General features: G+C 56.3%; 24 protein-coding genes. 10 read left to right on the top strand and 14 right to left on the bottom strand.

The window, feature by feature from the left end:
- On the top strand, positions 1-1,209 hold the full coding sequence (locus tag TR2A62_RS08620) for a 3-deoxy-D-manno-octulosonic acid transferase (RefSeq protein ID WP_009159289.1): 1,209 nt from the start codon (positions 1-3) through the stop codon (positions 1,207-1,209).
- Here the strand turns inward: TR2A62_RS08620 and TR2A62_RS08625 are convergent.
- Complete coding sequence (locus TR2A62_RS08625) at positions 1,206-2,321, bottom strand: acetoin utilization protein AcuC (protein WP_009159427.1); 1,116 nt, start codon at positions 2,319-2,321, stop codon at positions 1,206-1,208. The genes TR2A62_RS08620 and TR2A62_RS08625 overlap by 4 nt on opposite strands.
- A 104-nt stretch (positions 2,322-2,425) precedes the next feature.
- Between TR2A62_RS08625 and TR2A62_RS08630 the strand changes: the two genes are divergently transcribed.
- From TR2A62_RS08630 to ptsP, 5 genes are all read left to right on the top strand, one after another.
- Complete coding sequence (locus TR2A62_RS08630; RefSeq protein WP_223296092.1) at positions 2,426-2,866, top strand: NUDIX hydrolase; 441 nt, start codon at positions 2,426-2,428, stop codon at positions 2,864-2,866.
- A 55-nt stretch (positions 2,867-2,921) separates the two neighbouring features.
- A complete protein-coding gene (locus TR2A62_RS08635) occupies positions 2,922-3,335 on the top strand; it encodes a DUF1178 family protein (protein WP_009157732.1) in 414 nt (137 codons plus the stop codon).
- Complete coding sequence (locus TR2A62_RS08640) at positions 3,335-3,955, top strand: SDR family NAD(P)-dependent oxidoreductase (protein ID WP_009158518.1); 621 nt, start codon at positions 3,335-3,337, stop codon at positions 3,953-3,955. Before TR2A62_RS08635 ends, TR2A62_RS08640 begins: the two co-directional genes overlap by 1 nt.
- A 93-nt stretch (positions 3,956-4,048) precedes the next feature.
- Positions 4,049-5,287 (top strand): aspartate kinase, encoded by a 1,239-nt coding sequence (locus TR2A62_RS08645; RefSeq protein ID WP_040820517.1) that lies wholly within the window; start codon positions 4,049-4,051, stop codon positions 5,285-5,287.
- A gap of 24 nt (positions 5,288-5,311) precedes the next feature.
- Positions 5,312-7,555 carry a phosphoenolpyruvate--protein phosphotransferase gene (gene ptsP, locus TR2A62_RS08650; RefSeq protein ID WP_009158864.1) on the top strand — a complete coding sequence of 748 codons (2,244 nt, stop codon included), beginning with the start codon at positions 5,312-5,314 and terminating at the stop codon, positions 7,553-7,555.
- Here ptsP and TR2A62_RS08655 read toward each other — a convergent pair.
- A complete protein-coding gene (locus TR2A62_RS08655; RefSeq protein ID WP_040821335.1) occupies positions 7,552-8,304 on the bottom strand; it encodes an EcsC family protein in 753 nt (250 codons plus the stop codon). The two genes, ptsP and TR2A62_RS08655, sit on opposite strands and share 4 nt — an antisense overlap.
- Before the next feature lie 22 nt (positions 8,305-8,326).
- Positions 8,327-8,815 carry a GNAT family N-acetyltransferase gene (locus TR2A62_RS08660; protein WP_009159914.1) on the bottom strand — a complete coding sequence of 163 codons (489 nt, stop codon included), beginning with the start codon at positions 8,813-8,815 and terminating at the stop codon, positions 8,327-8,329.
- Positions 8,816-8,889: 74 nt separating this feature from the next.
- On the opposite strand from TR2A62_RS08660, the gene TR2A62_RS08665 reads away from it, so the two are divergent.
- Complete coding sequence (locus tag TR2A62_RS08665; protein ID WP_009159692.1) at positions 8,890-9,495, top strand: flavin reductase family protein; 606 nt, start codon at positions 8,890-8,892, stop codon at positions 9,493-9,495.
- 13 nt (positions 9,496-9,508) lie between these two features.
- Here TR2A62_RS08665 and TR2A62_RS08670 read toward each other — a convergent pair whose 3' ends face one another.
- Entirely contained in the window at positions 9,509-11,158 is a 1,650-nt protein-coding gene (locus TR2A62_RS08670) for a SulP family inorganic anion transporter (RefSeq protein WP_009160724.1), read from the bottom strand.
- Between the two features lie 157 nt (positions 11,159-11,315).
- On the opposite strand from TR2A62_RS08670, the gene TR2A62_RS08675 reads away from it, so the two are divergent.
- Both TR2A62_RS08675 and TR2A62_RS08680 read left to right on the top strand, forming a co-directional pair.
- The gene (locus tag TR2A62_RS08675) at positions 11,316-12,209 is read left to right on the top strand and encodes an S-methyl-5'-thioadenosine phosphorylase (protein WP_223296093.1); all 894 of its coding nucleotides are present in this window, start codon (positions 11,316-11,318) and stop codon (positions 12,207-12,209) included.
- On the top strand, positions 12,206-12,742 hold the full coding sequence (locus TR2A62_RS08680; protein ID WP_009159448.1) for an adenine phosphoribosyltransferase: 537 nt from the start codon (positions 12,206-12,208) through the stop codon (positions 12,740-12,742). Before TR2A62_RS08675 ends, TR2A62_RS08680 begins: the two co-directional genes overlap by 4 nt.
- Here the strand turns inward: TR2A62_RS08680 and TR2A62_RS08685 are convergent.
- From TR2A62_RS08685 to coxB, 10 genes are all read right to left on the bottom strand, one after another.
- A complete protein-coding gene (locus TR2A62_RS08685) occupies positions 12,739-14,154 on the bottom strand; it encodes an FAD-binding oxidoreductase (protein ID WP_009158614.1) in 1,416 nt (471 codons plus the stop codon). The genes TR2A62_RS08680 and TR2A62_RS08685 overlap by 4 nt on opposite strands.
- A 2-nt stretch (positions 14,155-14,156) precedes the next feature.
- Positions 14,157-14,741, bottom strand: a complete 585-nt coding sequence (locus tag TR2A62_RS08690) for a GNAT family N-acetyltransferase (protein ID WP_009160259.1) — start codon at positions 14,739-14,741, stop codon at positions 14,157-14,159.
- Positions 14,741-16,006, bottom strand: coding sequence for a pitrilysin family protein (locus TR2A62_RS08695; protein ID WP_009157383.1), 1,266 nt, complete (start codon positions 16,004-16,006; stop codon positions 14,741-14,743). The genes TR2A62_RS08690 and TR2A62_RS08695 overlap by 1 nt, the downstream gene beginning before the upstream one ends.
- The gene (gene thrC / locus TR2A62_RS08700; RefSeq protein ID WP_009159932.1) at positions 16,003-17,388 is read right to left on the bottom strand and encodes a threonine synthase; all 1,386 of its coding nucleotides are present in this window, start codon (positions 17,386-17,388) and stop codon (positions 16,003-16,005) included. Before thrC ends, TR2A62_RS08695 begins: the two co-directional genes overlap by 4 nt.
- A 4-nt stretch (positions 17,389-17,392) precedes the next feature.
- Complete coding sequence (locus TR2A62_RS08705; RefSeq protein ID WP_009158082.1) at positions 17,393-18,064, bottom strand: SURF1 family protein; 672 nt, start codon at positions 18,062-18,064, stop codon at positions 17,393-17,395.
- A 77-nt stretch (positions 18,065-18,141) separates the two neighbouring features.
- The gene (locus TR2A62_RS08710) at positions 18,142-18,933 is read right to left on the bottom strand and encodes a cytochrome c oxidase subunit 3 (protein ID WP_009160571.1); all 792 of its coding nucleotides are present in this window, start codon (positions 18,931-18,933) and stop codon (positions 18,142-18,144) included.
- Positions 18,934-18,959: 26 nt separating this feature from the next.
- Positions 18,960-19,562, bottom strand: coding sequence for a cytochrome c oxidase assembly protein (locus TR2A62_RS08715; RefSeq protein WP_040821337.1), 603 nt, complete (start codon positions 19,560-19,562; stop codon positions 18,960-18,962).
- A complete protein-coding gene (locus tag TR2A62_RS08720) occupies positions 19,562-19,777 on the bottom strand; it encodes a hypothetical protein (protein ID WP_009157911.1) in 216 nt (71 codons plus the stop codon). The genes TR2A62_RS08715 and TR2A62_RS08720 overlap by 1 nt, the downstream gene beginning before the upstream one ends.
- Positions 19,774-20,715 (bottom strand): heme o synthase, encoded by a 942-nt coding sequence (gene cyoE / locus TR2A62_RS08725; protein WP_009158681.1) that lies wholly within the window; start codon positions 20,713-20,715, stop codon positions 19,774-19,776. The genes TR2A62_RS08720 and cyoE overlap by 4 nt, the downstream gene beginning before the upstream one ends.
- Positions 20,716-20,808: 93 nt before the next feature.
- Positions 20,809-21,660 (bottom strand): cytochrome c oxidase subunit II, encoded by an 852-nt coding sequence (gene coxB / locus TR2A62_RS08730; RefSeq protein ID WP_040821340.1) that lies wholly within the window; start codon positions 21,658-21,660, stop codon positions 20,809-20,811.
- 167 nt (positions 21,661-21,827) lie between these two features.
- Between coxB and TR2A62_RS08735 the strand changes: the two genes are divergently transcribed.
- Positions 21,828-23,270, top strand: a complete 1,443-nt coding sequence (locus TR2A62_RS08735; RefSeq protein ID WP_009160840.1) for a TldD/PmbA family protein — start codon at positions 21,828-21,830, stop codon at positions 23,268-23,270.
- The last annotated feature ends 59 nt before the right edge of the window (positions 23,271-23,329 follow it).

The raw sequence follows: 23,329 nt of genomic DNA on the forward strand, positions 1-23,329 counted from the left end.
GTGCTGATCTACCGCGTGCTGATTTCGATGGTTGCCCCAGTGGTTGTCGTCATGACCCTGTTTCGGGTACTGCGCGGACGCGAAGACTGGAACGCTTTGCGCGGGCGGTTTGGCGGTGGGCACAAAGCCAGAGCTTGCCCAACATGGGTGCATGGGGCGAGCAACGGTGAACTGGCATCGGCACGGCGCGTGATCGAAACTCTGGCCCAAGCCCATTCTGTTTTGGTGACCTGCAACACGGTGACCGCTCGTGACATGGTGCGCGGATGGGCAAATCCTGACATCATCGTCCAGCTAGCCCCCATTGACCTGCGGTGGGTGATTTCCCAGACCATTAGAAGGCACGACGTAAAGACGTTGTTGGTCATCGAAAACGAAATCTGGCCAAACCGGATGGCGGTCGCCGCCAAACGCGACGTGCAAGTGATCCTGTTGGGCGCGCGCCTATCCACCAAAAGCGCCGCAATGTGGATGCGGTTTCGTGGGGTGTCTCAAAAGGTTTTCGCGCCTGTTGTTGGGATCCTTCCCCAAGACCGCGGTTCCGCCGAACGCTTCGCGTCCTTGGGCGTTTCAAAATCGATGATCGGCGAGATTACGGACCTTAAACCACTGGCCGTCAAAGACGCCCCTAAGACCGTGCACCCGGCGTTTGATCGCGCCGCGACCATTCTTTTTGCGTCGACGCATCCGGGTGAAGAAGCAGCATTGCTCGCGGCGTTTTCATTGGTGCGCGAACAGCACCCCGACATGCGCGCAATTCTGGCCCCACGCCATCCCCGCCGTGCCACCGAATTGCGGGAATTGGCTCAAGGTCATGGGTTTCGCGTCGATCAGCGCAGTGCGGGTGATGACACCGCGGCGGACGTATATCTCGCTGATACGATGGGCGAGATGAGCCATTGGTTCAAAGCGGCATCCGTTAGTTTTATTGGCGGATCTTTGGTCGATAAGGGCGGTCATACCCCATACGAACCCGCGGCCTACGGCAGCACGATCATCCACGGTCCGCATACCTCTAATTTCGCGGGTATTTATCAACAGCTTGATACCGAAGGGGGGGCTGCTATGGCCAAAACCCCCGAAGAAATCGCAGCCATTATCCTAACGCATATGTCTGGGTCACCGATGCCAGAGGTCGCGCGGCGCGTGGTGGCTCCATCCCAAACAATCGATGAAATCGTGGCGCAGGTCCGCGCGATGATCGGTTAAACCAATCGCGCCCTCAACATAGAGACACCCTGCAAGACGTCATCAGTGATCGGCCCAAACCGCGGCTGATCTCGCAGCGTATTGAACCAATGCAGTGGTGGGTTTTTACCGTGGCGGCTGTCGCACCATTCCAGACCGCGCAGCACCTCTTGGGCCGAGACTGGCAGATCATCAACCGATTCAATGCCATTCAACGTGGCCCAAATACCTGACCAACAGCGGCCGACGCTCCACGGGTTGTAGCCCCCGCCGCCTAAGACCATTAGTCGGCTCGTCGCCCCCATGATCGCGTGAACCGCGTCAAAATAGGCTCTGTTCGACAGTGCGAGGCGGGACTGCGGGTCCTCTAGCAACGCGTCCGATCCACATTGCAAAACCACACCATCGGGTTTGAACCAATCTAGTGTTGGCAAGATCATTTCACGGACAACCAGCGACATTTCAGTATCGTTAAAGCCTCGCGGGACTGGCAGGTTGAACACATTGCCCAAGCCCACGTCATCAAGCGGGCCCGTCCGTGGCCAACGGCCTGCCTCATGCGTCGAAATCAATAATGTGTCTGGATCGTCGCGAAACCCATGGTCGACACCATCACAATGATGGGCATCGATATCGATATACGCGATCCGTGGCGCACCATTGCGCCGCATCGATTGGATCGCGAACACTGGGTCATTAAAATAGCAAAAACCATTGGCAGCATCGGGCAGCGCATGGTGGGTCCCACCACCAGGAACATGCACGATGCCACCATCTGCGAGCAGCTCGCCCGCCAACAACACCCCGCCTACCCCCGTCGCAGGACGGCGATACATGTCAGGAAACACAGGGTTCGAAACGGTCCCCAATGCGTGACGGGCCATGTCTTCTGGTGTGGCAGTTTGGGACTGTTCAACCCGTGCCACCGCCGCCACATAGTCGGCTGTATGCCACGCACTCAAAGCTGCGGGCTTGGCGATCGGGCTGGTCTTGTATTGCCCCAACTCTAGCCAACCCAATGCACGACACAGGTCCATCACCGTTGACACGCGTGGCACCCGCAAAGGGTGCCATCGGCCATAGCTGGATCCGCGATAAATTTCGGATCCGATAAAGATTGGCTGGTCTAGCATAGATCATCGCATTGCATATCTGGGACCAAAGCGTAATGCTAAACACATACCTGTCCAGTTAAACCCGCAGTGTCGTGAAACAACCAAAACTCAAACCCAACAAATTGTCGCTCAAAGGCTTTGGCAAGCGAGGGGTGCGCACCCAATTCGCGGCACTATGCTACCGCTATAACGACAAGGAAAAATTGCAGATCTGTTTGGTAACCTCGCGACGTAGCAAGCGTTGGATTTTGCCTAAAGGCTGGCCGATGAACGGCCGGACACCGGGTCGAGCAGCGGCGATCGAAGCCTATGAAGAAGCCGGCGTAAAGGGGCGCGTGTCCGAGCAAAGTCTGGGCATTTTCGACTACCGAAAGAAAAGCGACCCAACCCAGAGACCCTATCTGGCAATCGTGTATCCCTTGAAGGTCAAAACGATCCTCAAAAAATACCCGGAAAGGCAATACCGCAAGCGCAAATGGTTCAGCCGAAAGAAAGCCGCCGCCAAAGTCTCTGAACCAGGGCTCAGGGCGATAATCCTAGCCTTTGATCCAACCAAAAAGTGACTGCGCATTGCACACTGCAGCATTCACGCTATCAATGTGATATGGATCTGACACCATGATCAAATACACACTCAAGTGCGACAACCAGCACGAATTTGAAAGCTGGTTCCAGTCCGCAGACGCCTTTGACACGCTCAAGGCCAGCGGAATGGCAACCTGTGCGGTGTGCGGATCAGCAAGTGTCGAGAAAACCTTGATGGCGCCGCGCGTGACATCCAAAGATGACGCGAACCTCTCGACACCAGCTAATGCGCAAGAACAAGCTCTGGCCGCGATGCGCGAACATGTTGAAACCAATTCCGAATATGTCGGCATGAAATTTGCCCAAGAGGCGCGGTCGATGAATGACGGCGACACACCCGAGCGCGCAATCTACGGCGAGGCTAACCGCGAAGAGGCCAAAAAGCTCATAGAAGACGGGGTGCCGGTCGTGCCCCTGCCATTTGTTCCAAACAAAGGAACAAACTGATGCATGTTTTGATCACCGGTGGCAGCCGCGGCATTGGTGCTGCAATGACAGATCGCTACCGCGCGGCGGGCCATCAGGTCACATCACTAAGTAGTCGCGATATGGACGTGACAGACCCAAACGAAATCGCGCGGGTCGCGACCACGGTCGGAACGGTCGATTTGTTGGTTTGCAATGCGGGGGTCTATCTCGACAAAGGCGTCGATTTTGAGGAAATGACCGCGGCACATTGGGCCACCACCTTGGCTGTGAATGTGACGGGCGTCGCGATGACGGCCAGTGGATTTCTACCCGCGCTAAGGCGCTCGGAGAGCCCAAAAATCGCAGTGGTTTCATCCCAGATGGCAAGCCAAGAACGCGCGCCAGGTGGATCATATGCCTACCGCGCGTCCAAGGCCGCCGCGTTAAACATCGGGCGAAATCTAGCCACCGACTTGCGCCCCGAGGGGATTGCCGTGGGTATCTATCACCCAGGCTGGGTTCAAACCGACATGGGCGGAGACGCTGCGGACATCACAGTCGATCAATCCGCCCACGGATTGGTCGAACGGTTCAAAGCGTTGGATATGAGCCGCACTGGCGAGTTTCTCACGTGGGACGGGCATGTTCACCCCTACTAGCCGCTGCCCATACTTGCACCTGAACCCCACCTAGAATAAAGCCTGCGCGACGACAACGCGGCCTCGGATCGGGGCTGGGACAAGGGGGTGATCATGCCGACGCTCGTTATGAAATTCGGTGGCACATCTGTTGCCAATCTGGACCGCATCCGCCGCGCCGCTAAGCGCGTCGGCGTCGAGGTAGCCAAAGGTTATGATGTGATCGTAATTGTGTCTGCAATGTCGGGCAAAACAAACGAGCTGGTCGGCTGGGTCAACGAGACATCCCCATTGCACGATGCGCGTGAATATGATGCGGTTGTCTCCTCTGGCGAGAACGTCACAGCCGGCTTGATGGCCCTAACGCTCCAAGAAATGAAAGTGCCTGCACGCAGTTGGCAAGGGTGGCAGGTGCCACTGATGACCAATGACGCACATTCGGCCGCACGCATCGAAGAAATCCCGTCCGAGAATATCACCGCCTCGTTTGCCGAAGGAATGAAGGTCGCTGTTGTTGCTGGTTTCCAAGGCGTAAGCCCCAAAGGCCGGATCACAACGCTGGGCCGCGGTGGATCGGATACTACTGCCGTAGCCTTTGCCGCGGCGTTCGAGGCCGACCGCTGTGACATCTACACGGATGTGGACGGGGTCTATACCACTGACCCACGCATCACATCCAAGGCGCGCAAACTAGACAAGATCGCATTCGAAGAGATGCTAGAGCTTGCCTCACTCGGCGCCAAAGTCTTGCAAACCCGCTCGGTCGAACTGGCCATGCGGCACAAAGTTAAACTGCGGGTGCTAAGCTCGTTTGAAGAACAATCCGATGAGGCAGGCACGTTGGTCTGCGATGAGGAGGAAATCATGGAATCCAATGTCGTATCCGGTGTCGCCTATTCCCGCGACGAAGCCAAAATGACGCTGATCTCGGTCGCTGACCGCCCAGGCATCGCAGCCGCGATCTTTGGACCGCTGTCCGAATCTGGCGTGAACGTCGACATGATCGTCCAGAACATCTCGGAAGAGGGGCGCACGGACATGACGTTTTCGTGCCCCGTCGATCAGGTCACACGCGCGGAAAAAGCAATGGCTGATGCCAAGGCGTCTGGCGACATCAACTATCATGATTTGGTCGCAGACACTGATGTCTCGAAAATCTCGGTCGTCGGCATCGGCATGCGCAGTCACGCTGGTGTTGCCGCCAAGATGTTCTCTTCGCTGCATGACGAAGGCATCAACATCAAGGTCATCACAACCTCCGAGATTAAAATCTCGGTGCTGATCGACCGGAAATATATGGAATTGGCCGTTCAGGCGCTGCATGATGCGTTTGAATTGGAGAACGCGGGCTAAGCCATCCGCGTTGAGGGGGCTTATATGCCACAACGCAGAGACCAAGAGAGCCGCAAATTACTGGGGCGTCTTCGTGATGCCATGGCCGAGGAAAGCGCGGGTCAGGAACGGCTGGATAAGATCACCAGCCTGATCGCGACCTCGATGCAGACCGAAGTGTGTTCGATCTATCTGTTCCGCGATGCCGAAACGCTCGAGCTGTGCGCGACTGAGGGGCTCGAGGCAGATTCGGTACACCAGACGCGCCTGCGTTTGGGCGAGGGTTTGGTCGGCAAGGTCGCCAAGACCAGCCGCATTGTGAACACAGCCGATGCCCCCGGGACCAAAGGGTTCCGTTATATGCCAGAGACTGGCGAAGAACGGTATTCTTCGTTTCTAGGCCTCCCAATCCAGCGACTGGGCGAATCTTTGGGTGTCTTGGTCGTTCAGTCCAAAGAGGCGCGGACCTACACCGCAGACGAAGTTTACGGGCTCGAAGTTGTCGCAATGGTCATCGCAGAGATGACAGAACTGGGCGCGTTCGTCGGTGACGGTGCCGCCCTATCCGCACGCCACCAGCAACCCGTTATGTTCCGCGGCGCTGTGGGCCAAGAGGGTGCTGCACGCGGCAACGTCTATCTGCACGAACCTCGGGTCGTTATCACCAACCCCTTCTCTGATGACGAAGAAACTGAACTGACCCGTATCCGCGAGGCCGTCGATCAGTTGCGCGTTTCTGTCGATGACATGTTGGCCGGCGCTCGGACACCCGACAAAGAGCAAATGAAGGTGCTCGACGCATACCGGATGTTCGCCAACTCACGCAGTTGGCTGCGCCGGATGGAGGACGACATCAGAAACGGTCTCAGCGCGGAGGCCGCTGTCGAAAAAGAGCAATCTCTGGCTCGTGCGCGGTTAGGCCAAGCGTCGGATGCATATCTGCGCGAGCGGTTGCACGATCTGGATGATCTATCGAACCGTCTTCTTCGGATTCTCACCGGTCAGGGTGCGCAAACTGGCGCTGAAATGCCGGAACGTCCTATTCTGGTCGCACGAAACATTGGACCGGGCGAGTTGTTGGAATACGGCAAATCGCTGCGCGCCATTGTTCTCGAGCAAGGCAGCGTCGGAAGCCACGCGGCCATCGTCGCGCGCGCTTGGGCGATTCCATTGGTGATCCATGCCAAGGGGATCACGACCGAAGCCTTAAATGGCGATCCGATCCTCGTTGACGGCGAACAAGGCATTGTTCACCTGCGTCCTGATGACAGTGTCGACGCGGCCTTTACCGACAAGATCGCGATGTTGACAAAGGCCCAAGAACGCTATGTATCGATCCGCGACTTGCCTGCCACCGATACCAGCGGGGCAACCGTATCATTGCAAATGAACGCAGGTTTGATGGCGGACCTTCCATCACTAGAGGGATCCGGCGCCGAAGGCGTTGGCCTGTTTCGGACCGAGCTACAATTCCTTGTCCGAAATCAAATGCCGAGCCGGACCGAGTTGGCGGGCCTCTATACAAGAGTACTAAATGCGGCGGCCGGAAAGCGAGTCGTGTTCCGCACACTCGATATCGGGTCGGACAAAGTGCTGCCTTATATGAAGCCAAACGACGAACCGAACCCCGCATTGGGTTGGCGGGCAATTCGTGTAGGCTTGGACAAACCCGGTATCCTGCGCATGCAATTGCAAGCGTTGATCCGTGCCGCGAACGGCGGACCCTTGACCGTGATGTTCCCCTTCATCGCGGAATATGCAGAATTTCTTGCGGCGCGCGCCGAGTTTGACAAGGCGATGGCACGCGAAGAAAAGCTGGGTCATGTTCTCCCGTCGAGCGTCGAAGTTGGCGCAATGCTTGAAACCCCATCGCTGAGCTATGCGCCAGACAGTTTCTTCCGCGACGTCGATTTCATCTCGATCGGCGGCAATGATCTAAAGCAGTTCTTTTTTGCCGCAGACCGTGAAAACGAACGCGTGCGCAGACGCTATGACGTCCTGAACGTGAGCTTTCTCAAGTTCCTCGAGCAGACCGTTCAGCGCTGTAAATACGCAGGCACACCAGTCAGCTTTTGTGGCGAAGACGCGGGCCGTCCGATCGAGGCGATTTGCCTCGGCGCAATAGGATTGCGGGCGTTGTCGATGCGCCCTGCCTCGATTGGCCCAGTCAAACATATGATCCAACGGGTCAATTTGGACGAAGTGCGCGAACTGATCAAAGGTGCCGAAAAACGCGGTGAGGCATCGGCGCGTCCTGCCGTTGCGGCGTGGCTAAGAACCTTAGACTAAGCGCGGATTTTCGGGTTCATCTCGTCTCGCAAAGCTTGGGTCAATTCAGCGATTGGCGTTCCTGACGTCTCGGACAACCGCAACAACCCAAAGCGGACATACGCCATTTCCTGATAATAGCTCGTGAACGCGTAGTTGGTCGCAGCCCCGGCAACAGCGCCCAACACAGGCACGGTTTGAGCCGCCAGTTTTTGCCCCATAACGGCCGCAAATTTGGGCGCGACAGCCGTGATGATTTTGTTCAATGCAGGTCCAGTGACGGTTGCGCGCGCCATCAAGAACCCCAAGTCTGATCCATCGTCGACTTCAAGCGGCCCAGCCGTCGCAAACACGTCGATTGCGGTGGCTTGAACAGATGCGCTGTCGGGGTCAAATCCATGTTCAACCGCAACACCCAAGATTGCGCGCAGCAGAACGGTTGTGGTCACGGGCAACTCTGCCAACGCACTGGGTAGTCCTCCAAAACCACCTGCTGCCCCCATTGCCGTGGTCGCAACGGTATTGAGCCAACCCGCCTGATCCCCCACGACCGAACGAGAACTATTGGCGGTCCTTAGTGCAGTCAAGAGAGCGCGTTCCGTGCCCGCCTCGAGCCGGTCTTTGACTTTGTCAGGCAGGCGCTCTAGCAGATTCTCAGCGCGCCCTCCGATCATCGAAAGAACCTGCATCCCAAGCCCCGAGGCAGCCTGATATCGTTTGGCGAGATGCGCAATTTTGGTGTGCGTGGCAGGGGTCATAGCATGTGTCATAGACACGATATGGGGCGTGCAATCAGCTTTCGCTAGGTTTGACGACTCCTGAAATGCCATCCCAAGCCCCTGTTTGAAGAGCCAGACCCAAGACCCGATCGGGATTCGTCGGCGGTGGCATCGCAACATCGTTCAGTTTTTTGAACCCAAACTTGCCGTAGTATGGCGCATCCCCGACCAGCATCACGCGTTCCCACCCCAAGTCAGCGGCCCGAGCGAGGCTGTCACGCATCAACGCGCCGCCTAAACCTTCACCCTGTCGGGTTGGGTGCACTGCAATAGGCCCAAGCAAAAGAGCCGTCACCGCCCCAATTGAGACGGGCCAATACCGGATCGCACCAGCAAGAATCACGTCAGGATCGCGGACAATCGTAGAGAGTTCTGCCACGGCTGGGACATCGTCACGCAGACGGTATGACGACAACGCCTCGCGGCCAGGCGCAAAGCACAGGTCATAGAGCGCCTCGACTTCCCACCAGTCTTGCGCAGTCTCTTGGCTAAGTTCGTACATCGCACCAAATTCTTGCTGGTATGGCGGGTAGCACGACGCTAGCTGTGGGGCAAACCAGCAATGCGAGATACGTGATGTTCTATGAACCAAAAGACGGGCATGGCCTGCCCCACAATCCGTTCAACGCCATTGTCACACCGCGCCCTATTGGATGGATTTCGACGCGCGGGTCTGACGGGCGAGACAATCTGGCCCCCTATTCGTTTTTTAACGCATGCGCCTACGAACCGCCCCAAGTCATGTTCGCATCCACAAGTTCGAAAGACGACCGCGACGGGACCAAAGACAGTGTCGCGAACATCCGCGATACCCGTGTGTTCTGCGTAAATATCGTCGAATTTGCGATGCGGGATATGATGAATGCGTCGTCCGCCGCCTTGGCGCGCGACGTTGACGAGTTTGCCCATGCGGGCATCAACAAGGTCGATGCACAGATGATTGACTGCCCTCGCGTTGCCGATGCGCCTGCGTCATTGGAATGTAGATTGGTCCAAATCGTGCAGCTGCCCGGTGCCGCAAACTTTACAGTCTTTGGCGAAGTCGTGGGCGTCCACATGCGCGACGACACCTTGGTCAACGGGATCTTCGATGTGACAACGTTTAGCCCACTGTCACGTCTCGGATATCGTGATTATGCAAAGGTCGAGCACCCGTTCAGCCTAAGCCGACCGAAAGAGTGATTGCAGGGTGGGCCTAGTGCCCGCCCAAGATACCGGTACGTACCGAATAGTCGGCTGCGATCTCATAGTCGGGATCGTCATCACTATCGACCATCAGGTGACCCGCTTTGCTAAGCAGTTGGTGACAATCGCGGCTGAGGTGGCGCAACTGGATGCGCTTGCCAGCTTGCTCATAGCGACCAGCAACAGCTTCAATCACTTGCAACGCTGATTGGTCGACGACACGGCTCTCTGCAAAATCAACGATGACCAGATCAGGGTCCTGTGCCGGGTTGAACAGCTCGGAAAAGCCCTCGGCAGAACCAAAGAAGAGCGGACCGCGCAGAGCGTAGACTTTTCCACCTTCAACAGTTTCAGACGTGTTGGCCGAAATACGCGTGGCATTGCCCCACGCATAGACCAGTGCCGAAACGATCACACCGACAACCACCGCAGTTGCAAGGTCAAAGTACACCGTGACGATCGTCACAAGAATAATCACAAAAGCATCAGACAACGGAACGCGCCGCAGGATCGTCAGAGAGTTCCACGCGAACGTCCCGATGACGACCATGAACATCACGCCCACAAGTGCAGCAAGCGGTATCTGTTCGATCAACGGGCTGGCCGCCATAATAAACAAGAGCAAGAACAGCGCCGCAGCGATACCGGCGATCCGGGTACGACCACCAGATTTTACGTTGATCATCGACTGACCGATCATCGCACAACCGCCCATACCGCCAAAGAATCCTGTCACAGTATTCGCAATACCTTGGGCAACACATTCCTGCGAAGCACCGCCACGCTTGCCTGTGATCTCGCCAACAAGGTTCAGTGTCAGAAGGCTTTCAATCAGACCAATTGCTGCGAGGATCACGGCGTAAGGCAAAATGATCATCAGCGTGTCAAAAGTTAAAGGCACCACAAAGCCACCCAGCGCGTCAACGACGGCAAAGGGGTTATGCCAAGTCGGGAAGCCACCCTCGATCGAAGCGAGATCACCAACGCGCGGCACTTCGAGGCCAAAACCAATAACGAGCAGCGCCACGATACCGATACCAGCCAGAGGAGCCGGTACAATCGAGGTAATCTTAGGCATGATCCAAATGATCGCCATAGTCAGCGCGACAAGCGCGAGCATCAGATAGAGCGCAGCACCCGACAGCCATTCACCATTCGCCATGCCATGGCCGCCACCTTCGGACGATCCAGGAACCTGAAACTGACCCAACTGAGCTAGGAAAATAACGATCGCGAGGCCATTAACAAAGCCAAGCATCACAGGATGCGGCACAAGTCTGATGAACTTGCCCCATCTCAACAATCCCGCTGAGATCTGGAGGATGCCCATCAAGACCACCGTCGCAAAGAGATATTCAACACCGTGCTGCGCAACGAGGCTAACCATAACCACCGCCAGCGCACCGGTTGCACCAGAAATCATCCCCGGACGACCACCGATGAGGGCCGTGATCAGTCCGACTAGGAATGCCGCATAGAGACCCACTAACGGATGGACACCTGCAACAAACGCAAAGGCGACCGCCTCAGGCACCAACGCCAGTGCGACTGTCAAACCGGACAGCAGTTCGATCCGAAGACGAGCGGCGCCAAAGCCTTTGTCAGAGAGCGACAAATCTACGGGCAGACGTTCTGCGAATGCGGCGAGTGCACTTTTCATTGAGCGACCTTTTCGGAGGTATGGGTTCTGTTGCGCTGCACATACCATGTCTGGTGGCGGTGTCACGGATTTCCTTACCCCGACGAACGGTGCGCACAGTTAAGGGGGTGGTAACGCCACGTGCTTCTCTTAATCTAGTGACGTAAACATCAAATAAATGGCGGAGGGTGCGATGTATCTAGGGGTGATTGGTGGATCAGGCGTCTATGATATCGACGGCTTGGAAAACGCGCATTGGCAAGAGGTCGAAGGACCTTGGGGTGCGCCATCCGACGCGATCCTATCCGGCACGCTTCACGGTTTGCAGATCGCGTTTTTGCCCCGTCATGGGCGTGGCCATCGCCATTCGCCAACGACAGTCCCCTACCGGGCCAATATTGACGCGCTCAAACGTTTTGGGGTTACCGACGTTCTAGCGGTATCAGCATGCGGTTCCTTTCGCGAAGATATGGCACCGGGGGACTTTGTGTTGGTCGACCAATTCATCGACCGGACCTTTGCACGCGAGAAGTCATTTTTTGGAACAGGCTGTGTGGCACATGTTTCACTGGCGCACCCGACCTGCGCGCGATTGGGTGACATTGTTCGCTCGGCGGCGCAGAACTGTGAAGTGACGCTGCACAATGAAGGGACATATCTGGCTATGGAAGGTCCGCAATTCTCAACACAGGCCGAAAGCCGTCTCTACCGAGATGTGTGGAACTGCGATGTCATCGGAATGACCAATATGCCCGAGGCGAAACTCGCCCGCGAGGCCGAGCTTTGCTATGCGGCCGTCGCTATGATCACTGATTTTGATAGCTGGCATCCTGATCACGGTGCCGTCGACATCACCAGCATCATTGCGGTTTTAACCGGCAATGCTGACAAGGCGCGCAGCCTGATCAGGCAGATGGCGAAAACCGGAATGGTCCATGACGAACCCTGCCGCTGTGGCTGTGATCGTGCACTGGATCACGCGCTCTTGACGGCACCTGACGCCCGTGATGGGACTGTCATGGAACGGCTCGACGCCGTAGCAGGACGGGTGATCAAAGGATCCAAGACATGAACCACAAGACCCTTCGCGAATACATTCGCACGATTCCCGATTTCCCTCACGAGGGGATCATGTTCCGCGATGTAACCACGTTGTTTTCTGATCCACGCGGATTTCGGATGGCGATCGACATGTTGCTACAGCCCTATGTCGGGATGCAGATCGACCGTGTTGTCGGGCTCGAAGCACGTGGCTTTATCCTTGGAGGTGCGATCGCGCACCAGCTGTCATTGGGATTTGTGCCCATTCGCAAGGCGGGCAAACTGCCGGGGAAGACGATCAGTCAGGACTACACGTTGGAATACGGCACCGCGACGATGGAGGTTCATGACGATGCGCTAGAGGCCGGAGAAAAGGTGTTGTTGGTTGATGATCTGCTCGCGACTGGCGGCACCGCCGAGGCCGGTATCAAATTGATCGAACGCATGGGCGCCGAAGTGATTGGCTGTGCGTTTGTCATTGACCTCCCAGACATCGGGGGTCGGGCCAAGCTCGAAGCGATGGGGCAGTCTGTTCACACGTTATGTGCGTTTGATGGCGACTAAACTACCCGCAGCACAGCACCGGGGTTCATGATCCCATTGGGGTCCAAAGCCGTTTTGATCGCGCGCATAGCAGCCAGTTTTGCAGGGTCACCATAACGTTCCAGATCGTCCACCTTGAGCCGCCCAATGCCGTGCTCTGCACTGACCGAGCCGCCCAACTTGTGGACGAGGTCGTGGACCACCCGCTTAATTTCATCGCGCTCCGACAAATAGTCATCACGGCTAAACCCGTCCTGTGGGAACACGTTATAGTGCAAGTTCCCATCGCCCATATGGCCGAAACAATTGATCCTAAAATCACCGACCTTCGCGATCGCAGCATTCCCGCGCGCAATAAACTCTGGGATCACGCTAAGCGGGACTGAAATATCATGACTGCTGATCGAACCGATGCGGCGATTGCCTTCGGGGATGTTTTCACGCACCGCCCAGAACTCGGCGCGTTGCGACTGTGATTGCGCGGTTTGACCATCCGTGACGAGACCGCGCTCGGCGGCAGCAACAAAGAATGCTTCGATTTGGTCATTCGCAAATTGATCCCCCATGACGCCCACATCCATCAGGACACACCAATCAGGGTTCTCTGAAAATGGCCGCCGAACATCCGGCAATGTTGCCGCGAGGAATTCGAGCCCTTGTTTTGAGATCAGCTCGAATGCTGAAACTGAATTTCCAAAATGCTTTCCAGCGAGTGACAACAGCTCGAGCGCGGTTGCTGGGCTTTGGGTCACAAAGAATGCAGCCGTTTCGTCGTGGGGACGCGGATGCAATTTCAGCGCCGCGGCAGTAATGACACCCAGCGTGCCTTCTGCACCAATCATAAGGTTGCGTAGATCATAGCCGGTGTTGTCTTTGCGCAATCGGCTAAGGCCATTCCAGATCGTACCGTCCGGCAACACAACTTCGAGGCCGAGCACCTGATCACGGGCATTACCGTAACGCAGAACATTGATGCCACCCGCGTTTGTGGACAGCAAACCGCCAATCCGTGCGGACCCTTCGGATGCAAGCGACAGGGCAAAGAGCCGGTCATGACCTGCAGCCGTCTCTTGGACGTTGGCCAGAATGGCGCCAGCCTCGACGACCATCACGTTTTCCGAAGGATAGACATCGCGAATTGCGGTCATTCGCTCAAGCGTCAGAATGATCGGGGTTGCACCCTCGGCTTGGACCTGTCCGCCCACCAATCCGGTGCCGCCGCCATAGGGGACAACGGGTACGCGTGCCGCGTGCGCATGGCGCAAAATAGTCGATACGTCTGCCGTGGTTGCAGGAGCAAGAACCAAGCCACCCTGCCCAGCCCAACGACCACGCGGTTCTTCTAGGTATTTAGCATCCGTGGCGCGAAAAGTTTGATCAGGCAACGCCGCACGCAGGGTGGTTTCTAACTCTGCCGTGACACCATTCAACATCTCTAGCCCGCCGTTGTTTTCCCGCGCCGATCCCCACGCAGGTTTGCATATAGGACGTGATTGCGCCATCGCCCGTTAATCTGCAAATAACTTTGCGCAACACCTTCGTATTTATAGCCGCAACTCTCCAGCAATCGGCGCGACGGTGTGTTTTCCGGCAAGCATCCAGCTTCGATCCGGCTAAGGTCTAGCTCGGTGAATGCATAGTGAACGAGCGCATGGATCGCCTCGCGCATGTACCCATGACGCGCAAACGGTGCGCCAATCCAATATCCGGTCGTTCCAGCCTGCGCAGGTCCGCGACGGATGTGGTCCAATGTGATTGCCCCTAACAAGACATCGTCACTGCGGCGGATCAAAAACAGCGGAAGAGCGGTGCGATTGGTTATCGATCGCTGTGCCCAATACACCCGATTGGTAAAGGATTTGCGGGTCAGATGGTCACGCGCCCAGCTCGGTTCCCAAGTCGTGAGAAAATCGCGGCTATCTTCACGCAAAGCAGCCCATGCCCGAAAGTCAGAATGCGCAGGCTGCCGAAGGGTGAGACGCTCTGTCTCGATCCGTACCCTTTTGCGCGACCGCAACATCAGGCCGCCAACCGGGCCCGGAGTTCGTCCAACGAGGGTGCGGCGTCCACAGGCCCATAAAGCGCCATCGCAGTTCCAGCTCGTGTCGCCATTTTAGCAGCAAAGGCACGCACATCACCGGTCGAGACGTCATTGATGTTAGAGATCGTTTCCTCGAGCGGCGGGATACGGTCCCAGATCGCGATCAATCGCGCCAAACGCTCTGCGCGGTTTGACGGGCTCTCGAGCCCCATCAGTAGTCCCGCCTTCATCTGGGCACGAGCACGCGCAACTTCTTGGGCTGACATGTCATCGGCGCTGCGCTTCAGTTCGTCCATTGTGATCTGTGCAAGCTCACCAATCTGTTCGGCGGACGTGCCCGCGTAGATCGTGGTCATGCCTGTGTCCTCGTATGCCCCTGCCTGCGCAAAGATCGTATAACAAAGACCACGGCGTTCGCGGACCTCTTGGAAAAGGCGCGAAGACATCCCGCCACCAAACGCTGACGAAAAGATCTGCGCGGTATAGATTTCCGGGTCGCGGTAATCTGGCCCTTCGAGAGCCAGTGCAAAATGAACCTGTTCTAGATCCTTGATGACACGCCGTTCACCGCCTAGAAATTTTGCTGGAACTGTCGTCGAACGATTTTCTGTGCGCGGCAAATGCCCAAAGAGTTTCTCGGCCGCCGCAACAAGCGTATCGTGATCAACCGCACCAGCCGCCGACAGAACCATTTGTTCGGGGCCGTAATGTTCGCCGACGAAGCCAGACAAATCATCCCAAGAAAAGCTGCTGACCCGTTCGGAGGGGCCAAGGATTGTTCGACCAAGCGCTTGGTCTGGGTAGGATTCTTCTTGGAGCCAGTCAAAGACGATGTCGTCAGGTGTATCGAGCGCTTGGCCGATTTCCTGAAGGATCACGCCGCGTTCGACCTCGATCTCTTTGGGATCAAACACAGGGTTTAGGACGATGTCTGAAATCACATCCAATGCCAGCGGCACGTCGCCCGCCAAGACACGCGCGTAGTAGGCCGTCATTTCGCGACTTGTGTAGGCGTTGATATATCCGCCCACATCCTCAATCGCCTCGGCAATTTGAAGAGCATTGCGTCGCTTGGTCCCTTTGAACGCCATATGTTCGAGGAAATGTGCGATGCCATTTTGCTCGATCCGCTCGTGGCGGCCACCTGCGAGAACCCAAATGCCTAGCGACGCGGATTGCAGTCCCGGCATATGTTCCGTGACAATGCGAAAGCCGTTTGAGAGGCGGTGCAGTTCGACGGTCACGTTTTGATACGCTCGCGGATAAGTGTCTCGATCGCAGAGAGGTCATTGGCCACACGTGTCACCCGCTCGGGGCGGTCATATAGGTCAGCCATGCACGATGGCAGGTCTGGGCGTTGACCCGTCGCAGCCTCAACCGCGTCTGGGAACTTGGCAGGGTGCGCAGTGGCAAGCGTGATCATCGGTGTAGCACTTTGATGATCCATAGCGACATGCACGCCAACCGCTGAGTGCGGACACAGCAATTCGCCCGTCCCTGCGAGGCTGGTTTTGATCTGTGCGCTTGTTTCTTCTTCCGACGCGCGTCCAGAGGCATAGATATCTTGCAAAACACCATAGGCGCCTTGGCTGATTTCAAAGCCGCCAGATTTGAGATCATCCATCTGTTGGGCTACCGCCGCGCCATCGCGGTCGTAGGCATCAAAGAGTGCGCGTTCAAAGTTCGAGGACACCTGAATATCCATCGAGGGACTGATTGATGGTGTCACGCCCTCTTTGGTGTAGGCGCCGGTCTCGAGAGTACGGTGCAAGATGTCATTTTGATTGGTTGCCACAACCAGTTTATCGATCGACAGGCCCATCTTCTTGGCGATGTATCCCGCAAAAATGTCGCCAAAGTTGCCTGTGGGAACGGTAAAGCTGACTTGGCGGTCTGGCGCGCCAACGCTGAGCGCTGATGTAAAGTAATAGACCACCTGCGCCAGAACACGCGCCCAGTTGATGCTGTTGACACCAGCAAGCGCCACTTCGTCGCGGAAATCAAAGTCGTTGAACATGTCTTTGACGACCGCTTGGCAATCATCAAAGTCACCATCAAGAGCAATCGCATGCACGTTGCTTTCGGACGGCGTCGTCATCTGACGGCGCTGCACCTCGGACACACGCCCATGCGGATAAAGAATAAAGACGTCGACAGCATCAAGGCCACGGAACGCCTCGATCGCAGCAGATCCCGTGTCACCGCTGGTTGCTCCGACAATCGTCACACGTTTACCGTTTCGCTTGAGAGCCGCTTGGAACATCTGACCAATCAGCTGCATCGCAAAGTCTTTGAACGCCAGCGTCGGGCCATGGAACAATTCGAGCAAATAGTGCTGGGGTCCCAATTGCACCAAAGGTGCCCGGGCTGCGTGACCAAAGCCTGCATATGCGTTTGCAATCAGAGTTTGAAATTCTGCGTCGCTAAACGTGTCCCCAACAAAGGGCTTCATTATCTGGAACGCGATCTCTTCATAGCTGAGACCAGACATTGCCGCGATTTGCGCGTGGCTTAGCGTCGGGATTTCGTCAGGAACATACAGGCCGCCGTCGCGGGCCAATCCGGTCAGCATCGCCTCTTCAAAGGTCAGAGTAGGCGCGGTACCGCGGGTGGATACGTATTTCATCGTCTCATGCTTTCTTTCCGATACGGGTGATCCAGAACAGGCTCATCACGGCCCAAACCGCCGCGAGCAAGAACCAGGTGATCGCATAGTTCAAGTGATCGTTGGGAATCGACGCCGTGTCGATAGGTAAAGGCGTCAAAACAGGGTCAGCAGACGTAGTTTCGCGCGCAACAACCAAAAATGGTTCGGCCCCAAGTGCATCTGCCATGGCAGGCACGTCTCGTGCGAACCAGATATTTTTGGGCAGGTCAGGCGCCGGTGTCCAGCCGTCGACCTCATCTGGCCAATGCAGATTGCCAGTCAGTGTCGCAGGGCCATTGGTCAGTATTGCGTCTTTGGACGTCAGCGGGACAAAGCCGCGATCGACCAGAATGATCCGGCCTGTGTTCGTCTGAAACGGTGCGATGATGCGGTAGCCCGCCCCTTCGGCAACACCCGAGACCAACACATGCAATGCATCCGAGCCAATCTCGCCTGTGATGGTCACAGGCTGGAACCGGTTTTCGACCGGATCGGGATTGGCAGGAAGATCGATTGGCGTGGTCAGAATGCGCGCGTCAATGTCTGCCAAAATGTCTTTCTTCCAATCGAGGCGTTGAACTTGCCAAATCCCAAGGCTCAGCAATACCGCAAGGCCAGAGATCAACAGCACGACAGGAAAGAGATAGCGGGACATCAGAACAACAGGTCTCTATGAAAGAAAAGGCGCCCGAATGTCCCCGAGCGCCTGTGTTTGGTTTATGTGGGCTGGCCTCAGCCGCCCCAGATGTAGACGGCGAGGAAGAGGAACAACCACACAACGTCCACAAAGTGCCAGTACCAAGCAGCCGCCTCAAATCCGACGTGACGTTCCTGCGTGAAATGACCGCGCTGCAAACGCAGCAAGCAGACGAACAAGAAGATCGTGCCGATCAGGACGTGGAAGCCGTGGAAACCGGTCGCCATGAAGAAGGTCGCGCCGTAAATGTTGCCAGAAAAGCTGAACGCCGCGTGGCCGTATTCGTACACCTGGAAGAACGTGAAGAGCACACCCAGAGCAATCGCAAGGATCAGGCCCCATTTCATGTCTTCCCGGTTGTTCTCGTGCACCAGAGCGTGGTGCGCCCAAGTCGCTGCCGCACCAGAGCACAACAGAATCAGTGTGTTGATCAGTGGCAGGTGGAACGGGTCGAACGTTTCGATCGAGGGGGGTGGCCATTGGCCTTCTGAGAAGGTCGCCATCGGGAAGATCGCATGTTTGAAGAACATCCAGAACCAAGCGGCAAAGAACATGACTTCGGACATGATGAACATGATAAAGCCATAGCGCAGACCGATACGAACAACCGGTGTGTGGTCGCCTATATGGGATTCAGTGATGACGTCAGCCCACCATGCGTACATAGTGTAGAGAACTGCTGCGAGACCCATCAAAAACAGGTACGGACCGCTGCTGTGCATCCAGAGAACTGCGCCAAAGAGCATGGCAAACGCCCCAACAGAGGCCACAAATGGCCAAATAGAGGGGTTTAGAATGTGATAGTCGTGGTTCTTTTCATGAGCCATTTGGGTGTCCCTTGGGCTGTCGATCGTTAGTTATAGTCATTGGCGGGTTCATCCGCCGTCGTCAAGATGTCCGCACCAATCTGGGCTGTTTCTTCGACCTCGGGCAGGTCAATCTCGTAGAACGTATAGCTCAGCGTAATGGTGTGGATGTATTTGCCTTCGCTGTCGTCCACGATGTCGGGCTCGACATAGAATGTCACAGGCATCTGGACGCGCTCGCCCGGCTGCAAGATCTGTTCTTCAAAGCAGAAGCAGTCGATCTTTGAGAAAAACCCACCTGCTTGATACGGCACAACATTGTAAGACGCCGAACCCGCGATAGGGCGGTCGGTCGGGTTGTAGGCCTCGTAGAACGCAAGCCCCGTCTCACCGATGCGGATTTCCATCTCGCGTTCGACGGGCGTAAATTTCCATTGCATGTCGACATCGACCGATGCGTCGAAACGGATTTTGATAGTCTCATCCAAAATTTCGTCACTGGCCACGTCGGACACGCCTGTCACACCGCCAAAGCCTGTGACGCGGCAGAACCAGTCGTAGAACGGAACAGACGCCCATGCGAGGCCGCCCATGAAGATCACAACACCAACCGTTTGGGCGAGCGTTTTTTGTGGACCCTCGAGGCGCATCATTCGGATGGCTCCGTTGTCAGGGTCGGATTTGGTTCCAACTGTGGACGGGCAACGTGATCAAAGCGCTCGAATTTGTTCGCTTCGCCAAGTTGCAGGACTTTGACCACGGTCAGGCCAAAGACAATCGCGATAAAGCCGCCCAGCAACAGGCCAACGCCAATGTTGCGACCAAAGCGGCGGCCATGCAGTTCGTGATCTTTATGAAAGCTCATACCCATGCTCCGAAACCGGCGTTGCGGAAAACTGCGTCAACGACCAAGGCACCAAAATGTCCAAAGAGGTAGAGCAGCGAAAACTTAAAGACCTTTTTCTCGGTCAAATAATTGTCGGCCTCGGCCTGTGTCTCGTCGCGGCGCCAGATGTCGTACGACCCTTTGACGAACCACACATTCATCGCCAAGGCGGTGACGAGGTAGACAGGTCCACCGACAGAGGTAAAAGCAAGGGCCACAGCGACAGGCGCCAAAAGCGCGGCGTATACTAGGATGTGTTTGCGCGTGGATTTACGACCATGAGTCACGGTCAACATCGGCACACCCGCGTCGTCGTAGTCAGATTTCATAAACAAGGCGAGCGCCCAAAAATGCGGGGGCGTCCACATAAAGATCACGACGAACATCAGGACGCTTTCGACACTGATCCCGCCAGTTGCCACAGCCCAACCCACTATCGGAGGGAACGCACCCGCCGCACCACCAATTACGATATTTTGCGGCGTCGCACGCTTTAGCCACATGGAATAGACGACTGCGTAAAAAAAGATCGTAAAGGCCAGCAAGAACGCGGCCATCGCATTGGTCGCCAGCCACAACAGGATGACCGAGAAAACCGAGAGTGTCAGGCCAATGCCCAGTGCTTCGCCAGGCTGAACCTTGCCCGCAGGGATCGGACGACGTGCTGTCCGTTTCATCACTGCGTCGATGTCTGCGTCCCACCACATGTTCAATGCACCCGAGGCTCCTGCCCCAACCGCAATGCACAATATGCCGATAAAACCGATGAACGGGTGCACAGGAACAGGCGCCACCAGCAAGCCAACAAATGCTGTGAACACAACAAGCGACATGACGCGCGGCTTGAGCAGCGCGAAGTAGTCACCAAACCCGGCTTCGAGCCGTTCTGTTGCGTCCTGAAAACTAACGTCGGTCATGGTCTTACCTGCATCGGAGGGGCGCACCGTCAGCACGCCCCGTTTCAGTCAGAAACCGCGCCCCGTTGCGGGGCACAGGGTTGTCACGTCAGCTTAGACGCCGTACTCGACCTTGGCGCCTTCGAGCCAAGCGTCATACACTTCTTGGCTGACGACTTTGACAGTGATGGGCATATAGGCGTGGTCTTTGCCGCATAGCTCGGAGCACTGGCCAAAATAGATGCCTTCGCGCTCAGCACTGAACCACAACTCGGCCAAACGACCGGGCACGGCATCCTGCTTTACGCCAAATGCTGGGATCGTCCACGAGTGGATCACATCCGCGCCAGTCACCTGCATGACCACGGTGGTGTTAATTGGCACGACCACAGCAGTGTCAGTGGCGAGACGGAATTCATTTTCGGAATATCCGGCTTCTTCCAGCTGGGATTTGATGTCGGGGTTCATGTTCCCTTCACCGTAGCCGATCATGTAGCTTTCGAATGCAACGCCATCATCAACATATTCGTAGCCCCAATACCATTGGTAGCCAGTCACTTTGATCGTGAGATCGGCCTCTGGGATTTCCTGTTGCTTGAACAGGATGGGCAACGACCATGCACCGATGACTACCAAGATCACGATTGGAACAACAGTCCATGCCACTTCGAGAGGCGAGTTGTGCGTGAATGTCGAAGGAGTTGGGTTCGTCTTGCTGTTGTAGCGCAAGATGACGTAGGCCAGCAGGCCCGTCACGAACAACGAAATCACTGTGATGATGATCAACAAGAAATTGTCGAGCCACTGAACGTCGCGGGCCAATTCGGTCGCAGCAGGCTGAAAGCCTACGCCGTTCGGGATGGGAGCGCCTACGATCTCGAGATCTTCGAGGGCGGTCTGTGCCGATACGGACGTCGCAGCCAAGGCCGATCCGATCAGGGCAGTGAGAGATGTCATCAAACGCATGTCAGTTCCTGCTATTTTGGCGCGCATTGCGCCGCTTTCGGGGTCCATTTTAGATCAAAGACGGAATCCCGTTGTATCCGGCGCGACTGAAACCATATTCTGAGCACTGAGACAAGCATCTCAGGCGCGGCAAACGGCCGCTTTCTGCATTCTTTCAGGAGACATTTATGTCAAACTCTTCCGCTGACGCTTCAAACAGCCCTTTTCAGCCGTTCGAAAACGCGTTGGACCGTGATTTGGCTCTGCGCCACCTGCAAGATGCGACAAATGGCGCAGACGACGGTGAATTGTTCATCGAACGGCGGAAATCCGAAATGCTGTCGTTTGATGACGGAAGACTGCGGACGGCAAGCTTTGACGCGTCCGAGGGATTCGGTTTGCGCGCCGTCAAAGGCGAAACAGCCGGCTATGCCCATTCAACCACCGTAGACGAGCACAGCCTGAAACGTGCAGTGGCCACGGCACGGCTCGCCGTTGGCGACGGCGGTGGGACATTGGCCGGTGGTCCAGCAGGCACCAACCGGAAACTTTATACAGACAAAAACCCGATGGACGACGCGGGCTTTTCAGTAAAGGTCGATCTGCTTCGCGAAATTGACGACTATGCACGTGGGCTTGATCCACGCGTGGTCCAAGTATCGGCCACCTTGGCCGCATCATTGCAAGAGGTGGCGATCTTGCGACCCGATGGAGTTCTGGTCACAGACATCCGCCCAATGTCGCGCCTGAATGTAAGTGTCATCCTCGAAGAAGACGGCGTCCGCGAAAGCGGCACAACTGGCAAGGGCGGGCGCGAAGGTCTGATTGGTTTGATGTCACCCGATCATTGGAAATCTGCCGTCCAAGAAGCGATCCGCATCGCAGCTGTTAACCTTACCGCAGAGCCAGCCCCAGCAGGCGTCATGGACGTTGTTCTTGGACCAGGGTGGCCGGGCATCTTGCTGCACGAGGCAATCGGTCATGGGCTCGAAGGGGATTTCAACCGCAAGGGAAGTTCTGCGTTTTCTGGCCTGATGGGCCAACAAATCGCAGCCAAGGGGATCACGGTTCTCGACGATGGAACACTGCCAGATCGGCGCGGTTCGATCACTGTCGATGACGAAGGGACACCTTCTGCGCGCAATACCTTGATCGAAGACGGTGTTTTGGTTGGCTACATGCAGGATCGGCAAAACGCCCGTTTGATGGGTGTTGCTCCAACGGGCAACGGACGTCGCGAAAGCTATGCCCATGCACCGATGCCGCGGATGACAAATACTTACATGCTGGGTGGGGACACGGACCCCAAGGATATCCTCGCAGGGCTCAAAGACGGGATATACGCAGTCGGGTTTGGTGGGGGCCAAGTGGACATTACAAACGGCAAATTCGTGTTCAGCTGCACCGAAGCATATCGCGTCAAGAACGGCCAAGTGGGCGCTGCAGTCAAAGGTGCCACTCTAATCGGCGACGGGGCAACTGCGCTGAAACAAATTCGTGCGATTGGCAATGATATGGATCTAGACCCGGGCATCGGTAACTGCGGCAAAGCCGGCCAGTGGGTGCCTGTGGGCGTCGGCCAACCTTCGATGTTAATCGGCGGCCTGACGGTCGGTGGATCGGCAGCCTAAAGATTCTACGGGCAATTCGAAGTGAACGTTCGTCAAACTGACCAAAGCTTCTTCACGAC

Origin of the sequence: Thalassobium sp. R2A62 (genome assembly GCF_000161835.1) — a bacterium.
Taxonomy (GTDB): domain Bacteria; phylum Pseudomonadota; class Alphaproteobacteria; order Rhodobacterales; family Rhodobacteraceae; genus Thalassobium.

Bases quoted from the DNA above. Each gene is read 5' to 3' on its own strand.
- TR2A62_RS08625 (WP_009159427.1), bottom strand. From the start codon at position 2,321: ATGCTAGACCAGCCAATCTTTATCGGATCCGAAATTTATCGCGGATCC.
- TR2A62_RS08635 (WP_009157732.1), top strand. From the start codon at position 2,922: ATGATCAAATACACACTCAAGTGCGACAACCAGCACGAATTTGAAAGC.
- TR2A62_RS08640 (WP_009158518.1), top strand. From the start codon at position 3,335: ATGCATGTTTTGATCACCGGTGGCAGCCGCGGCATTGGTGCTGCAATG.
- TR2A62_RS08645 (WP_040820517.1), top strand. From the start codon at position 4,049: ATGCCGACGCTCGTTATGAAATTCGGTGGCACATCTGTTGCCAATCTG.
- ptsP (WP_009158864.1), top strand. From the start codon at position 5,312: ATGCCACAACGCAGAGACCAAGAGAGCCGCAAATTACTGGGGCGTCTT.
- TR2A62_RS08655 (WP_040821335.1), bottom strand. From the start codon at position 8,304: ATGACACATGCTATGACCCCTGCCACGCACACCAAAATTGCGCATCTC.
- TR2A62_RS08660 (WP_009159914.1), bottom strand. From the start codon at position 8,815: ATGTACGAACTTAGCCAAGAGACTGCGCAAGACTGGTGGGAAGTCGAG.
- TR2A62_RS08665 (WP_009159692.1), top strand. From the start codon at position 8,890: ATGTTCTATGAACCAAAAGACGGGCATGGCCTGCCCCACAATCCGTTC.
- TR2A62_RS08670 (WP_009160724.1), bottom strand. From the start codon at position 11,158: ATGAAAAGTGCACTCGCCGCATTCGCAGAACGTCTGCCCGTAGATTTG.
- TR2A62_RS08675 (WP_223296093.1), top strand. From the start codon at position 11,316: ATGGCGGAGGGTGCGATGTATCTAGGGGTGATTGGTGGATCAGGCGTC.
- TR2A62_RS08680 (WP_009159448.1), top strand. From the start codon at position 12,206: ATGAACCACAAGACCCTTCGCGAATACATTCGCACGATTCCCGATTTC.
- TR2A62_RS08685 (WP_009158614.1), bottom strand. From the start codon at position 14,154: ATGTTGAATGGTGTCACGGCAGAGTTAGAAACCACCCTGCGTGCGGCG.
- TR2A62_RS08690 (WP_009160259.1), bottom strand. From the start codon at position 14,741: ATGTTGCGGTCGCGCAAAAGGGTACGGATCGAGACAGAGCGTCTCACC.
- thrC (WP_009159932.1), bottom strand. From the start codon at position 17,388: ATGAAATACGTATCCACCCGCGGTACCGCGCCTACTCTGACCTTTGAA.
- TR2A62_RS08705 (WP_009158082.1), bottom strand. From the start codon at position 18,064: ATGTCCCGCTATCTCTTTCCTGTCGTGCTGTTGATCTCTGGCCTTGCG.
- TR2A62_RS08710 (WP_009160571.1), bottom strand. From the start codon at position 18,933: ATGGCTCATGAAAAGAACCACGACTATCACATTCTAAACCCCTCTATT.
- TR2A62_RS08715 (WP_040821337.1), bottom strand. From the start codon at position 19,562: ATGCGCCTCGAGGGTCCACAAAAAACGCTCGCCCAAACGGTTGGTGTT.
- TR2A62_RS08720 (WP_009157911.1), bottom strand. From the start codon at position 19,777: ATGAGCTTTCATAAAGATCACGAACTGCATGGCCGCCGCTTTGGTCGC.
- cyoE (WP_009158681.1), bottom strand. From the start codon at position 20,715: ATGACCGACGTTAGTTTTCAGGACGCAACAGAACGGCTCGAAGCCGGG.
- coxB (WP_040821340.1), bottom strand. From the start codon at position 21,660: ATGCGTTTGATGACATCTCTCACTGCCCTGATCGGATCGGCCTTGGCT.
- TR2A62_RS08735 (WP_009160840.1), top strand. From the start codon at position 21,828: ATGTCAAACTCTTCCGCTGACGCTTCAAACAGCCCTTTTCAGCCGTTC.